Annotated in this window: 11 protein-coding genes; 4 read left to right on the forward strand and 7 right to left on the reverse strand. The window is 44.5% G+C overall.

The annotated features are described in order from the left end of the window. The first annotated feature begins 88 nt into the window (after positions 1-88). From fldA to QUA99_RS14575, 3 genes are all read left to right on the forward strand, one after another. Positions 89-601 (forward strand): flavodoxin FldA, encoded by a 513-nt coding sequence (gene fldA / locus QUA99_RS14565; RefSeq protein WP_333237792.1) that lies wholly within the window; start codon positions 89-91, stop codon positions 599-601. 129 nt (positions 602-730) lie between these two features. Next, complete coding sequence (locus QUA99_RS14570; RefSeq protein ID WP_333237794.1) at positions 731-1,468, forward strand: alpha/beta hydrolase; 738 nt, start codon at positions 731-733, stop codon at positions 1,466-1,468. A gap of 755 nt (positions 1,469-2,223) precedes the next feature. Further along, positions 2,224-3,132: an alpha/beta hydrolase gene (locus QUA99_RS14575; RefSeq protein ID WP_333237796.1), complete on the forward strand. Its 909-nt coding sequence runs from the start codon at positions 2,224-2,226 to the stop codon at positions 3,130-3,132. 190 nt (positions 3,133-3,322) lie between these two features. Here QUA99_RS14575 and QUA99_RS14580 read toward each other — a convergent pair whose 3' ends face one another. The 6 genes from QUA99_RS14580 to QUA99_RS14605 all read right to left on the reverse strand — a co-directional run bounded on the left by QUA99_RS14580 (position 3,323) and on the right by QUA99_RS14605 (position 9,556). Next, complete coding sequence (locus QUA99_RS14580) at positions 3,323-3,766, reverse strand: DUF4079 domain-containing protein (RefSeq protein WP_333237798.1); 444 nt, start codon at positions 3,764-3,766, stop codon at positions 3,323-3,325. A 193-nt stretch (positions 3,767-3,959) separates the two neighbouring features. After that, entirely contained in the window at positions 3,960-4,754 is a 795-nt protein-coding gene (locus QUA99_RS14585; RefSeq protein WP_333237800.1) for a WecB/TagA/CpsF family glycosyltransferase, read from the reverse strand. Between the two features lie 368 nt (positions 4,755-5,122). After that, positions 5,123-5,338 (reverse strand): hypothetical protein, encoded by a 216-nt coding sequence (locus QUA99_RS14590; protein WP_333237803.1) that lies wholly within the window; start codon positions 5,336-5,338, stop codon positions 5,123-5,125. Continuing rightward, positions 5,335-6,705: an O-antigen ligase domain-containing protein gene (locus QUA99_RS14595; RefSeq protein ID WP_333237805.1), complete on the reverse strand. Its 1,371-nt coding sequence runs from the start codon at positions 6,703-6,705 to the stop codon at positions 5,335-5,337. Before QUA99_RS14595 ends, QUA99_RS14590 begins: the two co-directional genes overlap by 4 nt. A gap of 103 nt (positions 6,706-6,808) precedes the next feature. Next, positions 6,809-7,933, reverse strand: coding sequence for a glycosyltransferase family 4 protein (locus QUA99_RS14600; protein ID WP_333237807.1), 1,125 nt, complete (start codon positions 7,931-7,933; stop codon positions 6,809-6,811). 477 nt (positions 7,934-8,410) lie between these two features. Further along, complete coding sequence (locus QUA99_RS14605) at positions 8,411-9,556, reverse strand: glycosyltransferase family 4 protein (protein WP_333237810.1); 1,146 nt, start codon at positions 9,554-9,556, stop codon at positions 8,411-8,413. 1,160 nt (positions 9,557-10,716) lie between these two features. Between QUA99_RS14605 and QUA99_RS14610 the strand changes: the two genes are divergently transcribed. Next, positions 10,717-12,930 carry an ATP-binding protein gene (locus QUA99_RS14610; protein ID WP_333237812.1) on the forward strand — a complete coding sequence of 738 codons (2,214 nt, stop codon included), beginning with the start codon at positions 10,717-10,719 and terminating at the stop codon, positions 12,928-12,930. On the opposite strand, the gene QUA99_RS14615 is transcribed toward QUA99_RS14610, so the two are convergent. After that, complete coding sequence (locus tag QUA99_RS14615; protein WP_333237815.1) at positions 12,923-13,078, reverse strand: hypothetical protein; 156 nt, start codon at positions 13,076-13,078, stop codon at positions 12,923-12,925. The genes QUA99_RS14610 and QUA99_RS14615 overlap by 8 nt on opposite strands. Positions 13,079-13,146 lie beyond the last annotated feature (68 nt).

Below are 13,146 nucleotides of genomic sequence, written 5' to 3' on the forward strand. Positions count from 1 at the left end.
TTTGTCTGAATTGCAGGCAGGAAATGCCAAATCCTGACTCAAAAAAAATAAATTTTAAACAGTGTCAAGTTTCACCTTCGGAGTAAAAATGTCAAAAGCAATTGGTCTTTTCTACGGAACTACAACTGGGAAAACTGAGTCTGTAGCTGAAATGATTCGGGATGAATTTGGCGGCGATACAGTCACCTTACACGAGATCGGCAGCGTTGAAAATGATGCTTTTGCCGAATACGAATGTCTGATTATCGCTTGTCCCACTTGGAATATCGGCGAACTGCAAAGCGACTGGGAAGGTTTTTTTACCGAACTAGATGATATTGATTTTAGCGGCAAAAAAGTAGCTTATGTGGGAACTGGCGACCAAGAAGGCTACCCGGATAATTTTATGGATGCCATGGGGATTCTGGCTGAAAAAATTTCCGAACAGGGCGGCGAAACAGTCGGTTATTGGCCGATAGAGGGCTATGATTTTAATGAATCTAAAGCAGTCGTTAATGGCAAGTTTTTGGGTCTGGCTATTGATGAAGACAACCAATCAGAACTGACGGAATCGCGCATCAAATCTTGGGTATCTCAACTCAAGAAAGAATTTAGCTTGTAGACTGAACGGTAGCAGGGTGAGTTTTGTAATTAGATGATGTTGGGCAATCAAAATTACGGACTCAACCCGCCCCGAACATCTAGCAGATCAATTATTATTGTTAATAACTCGCTCTCAAACTTAAAATAGATGAAATTTAGTTCAGATGACGTACTTTGGTTAAGTGTAAGTCCGAGTTTGCAATTCTTCGACCGCTCGCTGCTTTCCTACTTAAATGATTCTGTACCAGTGCAAATATGGGAATACCAACAAACTGAAGACGAAGCTTGCTCTTTAGATATGGCTGTTGAACTTTTGCACGATTTTTTAACATGGCGCGATCGCCCAATTCATCTAATAGGCCACAGTACCAGCGGATTAGTTGGTTTAATGTATGCGCGCCGCTATCCTCACAAAGTAAGTTCTTTGGGGCTTTTATCTGTCGGTTTGCCATCTGCTATTAATTGGCAAGCACATTACTATACGTATCTTTCAGCTTTTCCCTGGAGCCGCAAACAAGTTTTGAATCAAATAGTAGGCGATATGCTGGGATGCCAAAATCAAATTATCCATCAAAAATTCATATCATATTTTGAGGATGACTTAGCGTGTTCTCCTTGTCCTCACTCTTTATTTAGGATTAGTAATCCCCGCGATCTAGGTGTAGAAGTACCTTTGTTAATATGCAGCAGCAAAACAGATTTTCTGGTATCTCCTGTTGTCATGCGTCGCTGGTCGAAATTTATTAAAAAAGGCGATAGGCTTTGGGAATGTCAAGACGGTAGGCATTTCTTTCACCACTTCTATCCAGAACAAGTGGGCGAAGAAATACTGAATTTTTGGCTATCTGTACACAGCCACAAAGCAATTTTAAATTTTAAATTTTAGGTGAAGGTTGCTATTCATTGTTCAATTTATCGAGGCTTAATGTGGCAAAGACAGATTAATTTCGGTAATTCAGGGCAATTTTTGCATACCTGCTTCTACTTTTTTGGCGCAGTTGTCCCAGTTGATTCCGCCAAGTTGAGTTGCTAGGGTTTTGAGGCATGAAGTTTGAGTTATCATCAATATTCTTTTGAGATTTTAGAATAATTTTTTAAATTATCAGTTTTGGACGCAAAAACGCGGTTTCTTCACGTAATTTGGTCATATTACGCTCGAAAGTGACAACGATCGACCGGTTTTTTGTTGGGAAGCGTGCGTCCTGGACTGATTATTTAACATACAGCAGATTCCACGTTAATCAAGTACACCCGCCTCTTGCTCCCCGTAGGGACTACCTCTGCTATGTACCTCACTTGCGACGACCAAAAGTGCTGTATATTCAGATGTTTGAGTAAATGGTATGCTAATTTTATTAGATTTGTTAATCAGTTTTGTTTGAATGAACCGCAGAGGCGCTCTTGACGCAGAGGAAGGTAATAATAAATTTAACAGGAATTATTAGCAACGATTATAAAGTATATTAACCTCAGGTTAAGAAACTCAGCCTTAGCCTGGGCAGAGGCATACTAAGTATCGATCGCATTTTAATGGCTCGATCGCCCCAGCTCCTAAAATAGCGATCGAGCAAACATATATACTTAAATCTTAGGGTGAGTACAGGGACACGGCCCCTACCAAGTCACAATTTATCAAGAATTATGCCAGCAAGCTTTCTCCCAAAATCGATCGCACAGCTAACAGAATCTACCTCAATTGCTTTAGCGCAAAGCATTCAACGAGAGGGAATTACAACTCCCCTATCTTCTGGGCCAATTGCCACAACCTACGTGCGCCAAGGCAGGGGAAACACCCCTATTGTGCTAATTCACGGCTTTGACAGTTCCCTGTTTGAATTCCGTCGCCTGTTGCCGCTGCTGGCTGCCGAAAATGAAACTTGGGCGGTTGATTTGTTGGGTTTTGGCTTTACAGAAAGATTGGCGGGTTTGGCATTCAGTCAAAAGGCGATCGCCACTCACCTCTACTATTTCTGGAAAACGCTAATTTCGCAGCCTGTAATCTTAGTCGGTGCTTCTATGGGAGGTGCAGCAGCAATTGATTTCACCCTCACCCATCCCGAAGCTGTCAAAAAATTGGTGTTAATAGACAGTGCAGGTTTTGCCGTCACTTCTAATAAGGGAAAATTTCTCATTCCTCCCTTAGGATATTTGGCAACTTCATTTTTGCGAAATCCCAAAATCCGCCAGCGAATTAGCATCAATGCTTATTTCGATAAAAAATTGGCTTCTCTAGACGCTCAAACTTGCGCTGCTTTGCACTTGGAAATGCCCAACTGGAATCAAGCTTTAATTGCGTTTACCAAAAGCGGCGGTTACGGAGGTTTTCGGGACAAATTGTCGCACATTCAGCAGCAGACGCTGATTTTGTGGGGAAAACAAGACCGGATTTTGGGGACGGCAGATGCGGAAAAGTTTGCCAGGGCGATCGGCAATTCTCAACTAATTTGGATACCCGACTGCGGGCACGTTCCCCACTTAGAAAAGCCAGAGATTACGGCGCAGCATATTTTAGAATTCATAAATAAAAGCGGACTCACGCCAAACATTTAAACGTAGGGTGCGCTGCGGCGCACCTTAGATATACAGCAGATTCCACGTTTATGAAGGACACCCGCCTATCGATCTATCCCCCCGTAGGGACACGGCACGGCGCCGTGTCCCTACTTCATAAACCTGGAATACGCTGTATGTTTTATCTTCCGCATTTGGTATGTATAGTTTGATGTCAAACAGACAGGTTTCAAACTTTCGGCAAATACTTTTGTACGATCGTCCATCCTGTGAGCAACACAGCCACAAATCCCCCAAACAAAGCCAAATTAGTGCTGATGTGGAGGGGACGCGCCCAAGGATGTTTAGGGCCAATTTGCAGCCCGCTTCCCACAGAAACCAATACCAAAGCTACAACAGCTAATCCCGCCGGTAAATGAGCCGAGTGACCCAAATTGCCGTAGTATCCCAGCGTACCGACTACACCAATTCCCAGCAGTAAAATTACCAAAGTCGCCATCCCCGCACCAGTCGCCAAATGGAAAGGACGCAGCCATTTTGGGCGCGGTTGTTTCGTACTCCTAGAGGTAAACATCCACGTTCCAGTAACTGCAAGCAACAGGTAAGCCAAAAGCGCAACACCCATTGACCAAGCCGCTATTTTCCACAACCACAAGAAAGAAGGCAGATTCATGATTTAAATCCCTAATTAGGATTTTCCACAAAAGGTTTCTTTCCGATTTTACCTGGACTTGAAAGCAAAAATAAATGATTTTGAGAGAAAGTGCGATCCAACTATCCGCAGCTTGCATCCGTCTTACCTTGGACTCAACGCACTTTCTCTCATACTCAGCTTAATTTACGTTATAAATTTGTCGCCACAGTTTTTAGGAGCCACCTTCCCATTCTAGCTTTCTGCTTTTGCTCTCAATGAAAGGCATTTTATAATACCCTAATTTTTGTTCTAAAATTAACCGGAAAAAAGGCAGACCTTCTATCAAATATCTTTTCCACAACCTTCTCGGTTCACTTAACAGTCGGTACGCCCATTCTATGCCGACTTCGCTCATCCATTTGGGAGCTCTGGCTTTGCAGCCAGCTTCAAAATCAATGGTTGCACCTACGGCTAAGAAAATTTTGACGTGTGTTAATTTGCTCCTGTATTTAACCAGCCACTTCTCTTGCTTGGGCGCTCCCACTCCAATCGCCAGAACTGTCGCTCCTGATTTATTGATCGCGTCAATTATTGTTTCACATTCTTCCTCATTTTTTTCAAAGCCAAAAGAAGGAGAAAGTGCTTCAACCACTATTTCTCTACCAATTTTTTGGTTAATTTTTTCCTGGGCTTTCTTAGCAATACCTTCAGCAGCTCCTAGCAAAAATATTTTAATCTTCTCGTTATCTTTGTGATACGTATAAAATGCAGGGAACAAGTCGGAACCAGAAATCTTTTCTTTGAGAGGAGTACCCAAAAACTTGGAGGCATACATCAATATTTGACTGTCGCAGACTCTATAATTAGAGGTATTGTAAGCTTCATAGAAGTCGCGGTCATACTGCAACTTAATCAAGTGGTCTACATTGGGCGTAAATACGACACCACCTTCGCCGTCTAGTTTTTCAAACAACTCTGTGATGGACAAGTTATCTATGGAGACATTCAATAAATTAACTGTTTTCATTTGTGATTCCCTTCCACCTTTTATATTAAACTACAACTCAAACACTCAAACTATTATAACCCACACTACAGCCTTGTGTTTTCACTACTTGGGCGTTTCGGTGAATATACTTTTTTAAGTATATCCTCGTACACACTACCTGTCCAGTCATGATTTTTAAAGATTGTGTAAAGACTCAGCTCGTTTTAGCAAAAAGTGTATAAAGCCAATTTGTGTTTGCAACCCGCAAAACGATGGTAATAAAAATACAATCCCGTGCAAAATATTTGGAGCATTATAAATCAGTGTAAAAAAAAGTTACACTAATTTTTAGAATTGACAAATATAGCGCAACTCCCTAACTTGATTTGAGGAAAAAGTGGTAGATTTTAGAGTTTTTGTATGCAGCGAATGCAAGATATTTTCAAGCTAGAAGTGAAGCGGCGATCGCATCCCTGAAAATGGGAGCATCTCATATTTGTAAAAATACTTCTTTTGGCTCCTTCCTTCTGCCTCTTTCCTTCTGCCTCTTTCCTTCTGCCTCCTGCCTCAAAACTCCAATTTCTAGCTTGGCTGCAAAACTGAGATGCTCCCCTGAAAATCATCCTGATTTTTGGTGAACCAGCGACTGTCTTCTTGGTGGCGAACTGGTTTTTTTGGTCTTAAGGCTTTCGGGAGCTTTTAAGACCAGACCCGATATTCCTCCAGCAATCATCGCAAAAATCGGGTTAGTCATAGCGTTCAAAACACAGTCAAACACGTACATAGTTAAGGCTACTCCCAGGACGGCAGCCGGCGCTACTTTGGGATTAGACCAGGTTCTGGCGGGATATTTGAACACGCAAAAGACGATAACAGGAAGTAACAATGAAGAAAATAAACTAACTAAACCGACTGCACCGTTGACGCCAAATGCAATAATCCATAAGCTGTCGGTGACCGAAATATCTTTACCGGACTGGTCGTAAACGCGGTTTCCGCCGGAATCCCCCCAGCCAAAAAGAAAATTTTGCCGCGCTTTTTCCCCCAATATCTCTTCCATGTCAAATCTAAACTTCAGAGAGGCGGCTCGTTCTTCACCAAATATTGGAGTGATGAAGTCCATCACGTCTTTGCTCGAAAATTGACCCGATGCAGCTACGTACAGATAAAACACTATATATCCAATTATAAATAGCAGGGGCAAAGACGTGCGAAACCACTTGGCCGAAAATAATACGAGTAACGCCATTGCAAATAAACTGTAGGCACCAGTAGAACGGCACAGGAAAAAAGCGATAGTTAATATAATTGCTAAAGTCTTGATGTTGCGACCCTGAAACTTTTTGAGAGTCCCAGTTTGCCACAGCCAAACTGCGATTACAGCGGCTGTCATCATCCACAGGCCCACCATCAAACCGTGCTGCATAAATACTACCGGTCTCCATCCCCCCAAACGCCTTGCTTGACTCCAGTCCTCAAAAGCATTGACGCCGTAAACCATGAGGTGCAGAACAGGGCCCTTAACCCCTTCAATTAAAGTAAAAGGAATGTATGCCAACCCACCTGCAAAAATCCCGATCGCCAATTGTCGCAGCCCGTCTAAACTACCCACATACAAGCGTCCTAAAAAATAAGGCAGACCCCAAGTAACGATTTGGTTTAAAGTCGGAGAAATCGGGCTGCCACCATTAGTAACTTGTGAAACAATTGGACACAAACAGCAAATTACGATTGGCACGTCCAGCCAACCGGGCTTAAAAGTGGTTATGCGCGCAGTATCGTAGACAATAGTCGCCAGCAAAATGCCATAGCAAGCTGCCGAGATTTTGGTATAAGGCGGCAATGTGGCGATGGGATACTCCGCTTGCGGCAAAAACAGCCACGCTCCAATAAAACTCATAATTACCGCCCGCTGAGGCGGAAACCTCACAAACAGGTAAAAAACGATTGGAATAAAGCCGAACATAGCAATTGGGATTAATGCAACCATAGGTCTTTTTTGGCAGTAAAATTGTAGAAAGAAAACACAATTTGCCCCCTAAAAATTCTCAAAAACGATCGCGCAACCCCAATCTTTTAAATCTACCTCAATTTTACGCCTTGTCAGCTAATTGTGGCTGACGTTTCACAGCAGCGTACAGTGCAGCCTCAAAGAGATTAGTTGCATCCTCCCAGGTATAATTTGTCACCGTCTGCAAAGCAGTCTCAGACATTGCGCGCCATTGGGCATCAGACAACTGACAAATCTGCTCGATCGCTTTTGCCATATCCTTTGGGTCTTCTGGCTTGACAAGTATTCCACCCCCGCCAGCAAGCAGTTCGGGAGCCGCACCAGCAGGAGTGCCGATGACTGGAGTGCCGCAAGCCATAGCTTCTAAAATTGGCAAGCCGAAGCCTTCCGAGCGACTGGAAAACAGCCAAGCATCGCATTTGCTGTAAAATTCTTTGAGTTGGCCTTGGGTAGGTGTCTTATTATACTCAGTACCAGGCGGCAGCGGCAAATAGGGAGGAGGAGTATCGCCGGAACCAAAGGCAACTAAACGAAGGTTGGGAATTTTTTTAGCAGCTATAGAGAAAGCTTCCAGAGCAATATCGCAGCCTTTCCAAGGAGTTGTAGTATAGTACATCCCGACTGTGGGAACTGACTGCTTGCCTCGTCGCTGCTTGCCTCGCGACTGCGGGTCGTAAAACTGTTTGGTGTCCACGGTAGGAGGGACGAGAGATACAGACAAATCGCCGTATTCGTTCCGAGCTATGTCGGCCAGCCACTGGGCCACAGCGATTTTGTGCATTGGCAGCCGCCAAGTTGCCTCTACTCGACCTTTTGGTACGTAGTCAAAAGCCTCGTAGTGTTGGAGAAAATATACTTTCGCTCCTTTGGTCGGAGAGAGTTTTGCCACCCACTCGGCAGTTTCCCACCAAGTAGCCATGATAATATCGGCATCAGGTACGTCCTTGTCAGTAACTGGACGGTAGGTTTCGAGAACTCGGCTTTCGACATCCACCTTGTCAAAGTGAGACGGTTCTTTCTTGGGAGCCAACTGCCAACCCCTACCCCTCAGCAGCGATGGCAATTGTTCGATCAAAGTTGGTTGTCGCTCGGGTGTAGAGACGATAAATATTTTGTGTCCTCGCTTTTGAAGAATTTCTGTGTAGATAGATAACACCCTCATGCCCCCTGTAAGACTAAGGGTAGGCAGGACAAAAGTAATTTTCATGAGTAGATGCCCTAGATTCACACTGGTTAATAAAACTTCTCCATAACAGAAAGTTCGCACTTACGAGCCTCTTTTTGGCTTTGATGCAGGGTGCGGGCTTCTGCTGGAGGCGATCGTCACTTGATAGTCGAGCCGACCTTACTTTGTCGTCAGGGACTTTTCCCAATTACAAATCGGGAGATGTATGAGGACTAGACAAGTCTAACCTGTAACGGCGCGAGCCTCAAAACCGCCGTTGCACTCGGGTTAAGATTTGGGCCGACGATCGCTTTATAACCAGTTATAACCAGTATTCGCTAGTTGGTGGGGTCAGTATTCGTGTCTGCACTGCTCGGTGGAAAACAAGACACGGGCGATTTTAGTTTTCGCAGAAGCACCCTAGCAAACGATATTGAGTTTCTGCCCAGAATCCCACGCCACAGCGAGCCGTTAGCGCAGAATTTCAAATGGCGGCATTTAGCATTTAAGCTCAATTTTTTAGTTTGCCACTGCTGGAACCGCATCGTAGGGAGAAGAGGAAACTATATTAACGTTCCGCTGTTTAGATATGCCTACAGCAACTTTCAATCCCGCTTCAAAATGATCCGTGGCATCTTCCCAAGTATAATTTCTCACCTTGGCATAGGCGGCTTCGGACAGGGCTTGCCACTCGGAATTCGGCAACTGACAGATATACTCTATGGCTTTTGCCATTTCTTGGGGATCTTCTGGTCTTACAAGTATGCCAGTACCGCCGCTCAAAATTTCAGGAGCAGCGCCTGCTGGGGTACTGATGACGGGAGTGCGGCACGCCATCGCTTCGATAATTGGCAAGCCGAAGCCTTCTGAGCGGCTCGCCAGCAGCCAGGCATCGCATTTGCTGTAAGAGTCTTTGAGTTTGTCTTGGTCGGGTTGAACTACATACTCGGTATTGGCCGGCAGGGGCAATTCCGAGGATGGGGCATCTACACCGAAGGCAACCAGACGCAGGTTGGGGATTTTTTCAGCAGCCAGGGAAAAGGCTTTCAGGGCGATGTCGGTTCCTTTCCAGTAGATTGTAGAGTACATTATTCCAATTGTAGGAACCGATTGTTTGTTGCGAGGAGGGGCGTAAAATTGGTTAACGTCCACGCTCGGAGGGGCTATGGAAACTTTGCGATCGCCGTATTTAGTCCGAGCTAGGTCAACTAACCACTGAGAAATCGTAATTTTGTGCATCGGCAGCATCCAGGTTGCTTCTACTCTACCTTGAGGTAGATAGTCAAAAACTTCGTGGTGCTGGATGAAATAAGCTTTTGCTCCTTTGCTGGGAGAAAGTTTTGCTACCCACTCGGCGGTTTCCCACCAGGTGGCTACTACTACGTCAGCGTCAGGTACATCTTTGTCCTCTACCGGGCGGCAGCGATCGGTAATTTTTTGTTCTACACCTAAGTTATCGAAAAATGAGGGTTCGTTTTCAGGTGGAGAAATCCAACCCCGTCCCCGCAGCAGCGACTTGACTTGCTGGCGCATACTCGGTTGGGGGTGGGGTACAGAGATGACGAACACGGAGTGTCCTCGCTTTCTCAAACGTTCTGCGAAAATAGATACTACTCGTATTCCACCAGTCAGACACAGAGTAGGAAGAACAAACGTGATTTTCATTTTTAAGTCCCGCTGAAGACTCCGACTCGCTTTCGGCGCTGCGATGAGCGCTCGTTTGAGAGTCCGGCAGGAAAGAGGGGCGGGTGAATATTAATACCGCTTTCCTGGTGTGTAAATATAATCAAACTTAGCGACTGTTCGCAACACCCCAGTATCGATATGCCACAAATTCGCTGTCATTGAATCGATAATACCGACAGAGGCGATCGCCCAACAGTGCTCTAGGGATAATTTTTAGGTGAGCGAAAGTTCATCCTGAAGACAGATTCCTCATCAAAAAGCAACTTTTTTCCCGCCAAACACCAAGCTAGACAACACTTCATGTTTAACTTGACAGCACTTGCCTATCCTACAGACCGCGATGTACGGGAAACCGAAAAGCACCCAACCTTTACTGTGGGGACGCCCGGTAGCATTGGCAACAATACTCAGTAGATTGACATCGCCTTTGGCCAAATTTTATACTGCATTAAACAGGAAATTCTTACTTTAAGAATCTTGATTTCCCGATCGCCCCCACAGATCTAAACACCGCATCGGCGACTTTGACTTTTTGGTAAATGTCCTGTAGGTATTGCTTGACAAAATATCGTATTTATCAGGATTCACAGATGATGGTTTTTTCAAATACCGGCACGGGGGCGCTGGGAGACAGGCGATCGCGCGAATGACCGTCCTGGACGCGCGCGAATCAGGGAAGAAACCGGGTTTTTCAACCAATATCCCTCGCCCTCACTTGTCGTATTTTCGTGAAAAAACCCGCTTGATGCCTCCGGGACTCTTTGAAAAAGTAGCTTTCCCAATCGCACTACAGAACAGAGAGTTTCACCGCTATAAATTTAATTAGCTGGCTCAGTTTTAAATTTGTTAATAAAAGGCGATCGCATGAAAGAGTCTCAAAAAGCGACTGCCACTTCTCGGTCGAGTATATGTAGCGTCGCTGCGCAAGTCTTGTCTAAGTAATTAGCGGAAAAAAAGTTCAGCAACTTATCAAATGACCGTATAAAGATAAAATAAATACTGAGGGCAAAGTAGCATATATCGTGCCAACCTTGACTCAATCAGCATTAGCAGCAGCTTAGCGGTATGTATCAAACTACCTCACTTACAAAAAATTTCCTGTTATGAAAGAATCATTCTTCCTAAGTTTGCGATTCCGGATGACAATCGGCGTGCTCTTGGGGGTTGTGCCGCCGATGCTTGCAGCGATATGGTTTGCCAGTTTTCACGCAGCTAACATTATTCGATCGCAAGCGAAACAAAACCTAGAATTAAAAGCCGATGTCTTAACTGAAAGCATCTCGCGGTGGGAACAAATGAACATTCGAGTTTTGCGCACCATCAGTCAAAATCCCAGTACCGTCAGCATGAATGCCAGCAAACAGTTGCCGCTGCTAGTTGGCATCAACCGCAGCTACAGCCACATATACATTGCCGAAGCTTACAATTTAGAAGGGTACGTTGTGGCCCGCGGCAGCGGCACGCCGCCCGATCGCATCAACCGCAGCGATCGCTATTGGTTTAAAAATGCAGTTGCTGGCACTGAAATTACCCGCGAAGCTTTGATATCTCGCTTAACTGGGAAACCCGCAGTTATTTTCTCAACACCCATTCGGGAATTTGCTAGTTTAACTTTGGGCGATCGAGGAAATTCAGTCAGCCAATTGCAGCAGCAACTCAAACAACTCGGCTATTACAAAAACGAAATTACGGGAATTTACGGAAACGCCACCGCCGACGCCGTGGATCAATTTCAAAAAAAATATTCAGGCTTGCCGGCAGGTGGCAGCCTCGATTCTACAACCAAGCAGCTTCTCGAACTAGCAACTAATTTTCAACAAAAATTTTCTCAAACACCTCAATTAAATTCAACCGATAAATCTGCCGATCAACTGGGAAAAATTCAAGGAGTAGCTATGATAGGTATATTATTAAGCGACCTCGCTAGAGCGATCGGAACAGTCCGCATCGGGAAAACCGGCTTCGCTTTTTTGGTGGACAACAAAGGTCAATTAATCGCTCATCCAGATGAAAAGTTTTTTGCACAAAAGCAACTAATAAACCTCAGCAACTATCCGCCAGTCAAAACCCTGTTAGCAGGCAAAAGAGGTGCATTTTACTTCGCAGACGAGCGGGGCGTGAAATGGCTTTCCTGTCTAAACCAATTAGACAGTGGTTGGGGCGTAATTATCTTGCAGGAAGAAGCCGAGGTTTTAGAAAAAGAAGAGTTATTTTGGCAGTTTGCAATTACTATTGCCACCATTGCAGTCTTGGGAGTCGGCGGTTTGACCTGGATATTAACCAGCCGTTTGGTTCGGCCGATTGGCGACTTGACAGTTGCAGCAGCACAGTTGTCTAACGGCGACTGGAATCAGAGAGTAAATATCGATCGCCAAGATGAATTGGGAACTTTAGCCAACGCTTTCAATCACATGGCTGTGCAGTTGCAAAAGTTATTTGCTAGCTTGGAAGCAAAAAATCAGGAAGCAGACAAAGCTCGCAAGGAAGCTGAAAAAGCTAGCAAGGCAAAAAGCTTATTTATGGCAAATATGAGCCACGAACTCCGCACGCCTCTGAATGCGATTATGGGCTACAGCGAAATCTTAGAAGACGAAGCCTGCGAGCTGAATTGTGAAGAATTAGTCCCGGATTTGCAAAGAATTAATAATGCAAGCAAACATTTACTATCTCTCATTAATGATATTTTAGATATTTCTAAAATAGAAGCTGGTCGCATAGAATTATACTTAGAAAAATGCGATATTTCGGTAATAGTTCACGATGTTGCTAATACTATTAAACCTTTAGTTGACAAAAATAGCAATGTTTTGAGCGTAAATTGTCCGCCAGATATCGGCACGGTTTATACTGATGTTACTAAAATTTATCAGTGTTTGTTAAACCTGCTAAGCAATGCCAGCAAATTTACAGAATCTGGTGAAATTACTTTAGAAGTAAGGCGATTTAGAAGAAAGCAGGAAGCAGAAAGAGAGAAGCATGAAGAAAAATTGAGTTTTCTAGGAGAAGAGCAAGTAGAATCGGATGTTTTAGGTGTAGAAGCGAAGCGGGAAAGAAGCAAAAGCGAGAAAGAATTAGAATCGGATATTCCGGCTGCTGAAGAATGGATTAGTTTCACAGTCAGCGATACGGGAATTGGAATGAACCCAGAGCAAATTGAAAGAGTATTTCAAGCTTTTACCCAAGCGGACGAGTCTACTACTCGCCGATACGGCGGTACGGGTTTGGGACTGGCAATCGCCAAGAAGTTCTGTCAGATGATGGGGGGAGATATTAGTCTGGTGAGCGAGTTGGGAAAAGGGTCAATTTTTACTGTAGAATTGCCGGCAATAGTCGCTGAAAAAGCAGCTAGTTAAAGAGGATTTGCCAACCAATACTTGCCAGGGCAAAATCTGCGATCGCGTGGCTGATATAACTCGACCAAAGCGAACGGTAAGTCAGATAAGACTGCGACCAAATTATCCCGGCGGCGAAGACAGCTAAGGAGCCTAAGAGCGGGAGCATCCCGGTTTTGTAAATATCCCCAAATCAGCGTAAAATAGTTAAAATCAATAGAAGCGTCAAAAAAAGTC

The organism is Microcoleus sp. F10-B2 (assembly GCF_036704965.1).
Lineage (GTDB): Bacteria > Cyanobacteriota > Cyanobacteriia > Cyanobacteriales > Microcoleaceae > Microcoleus.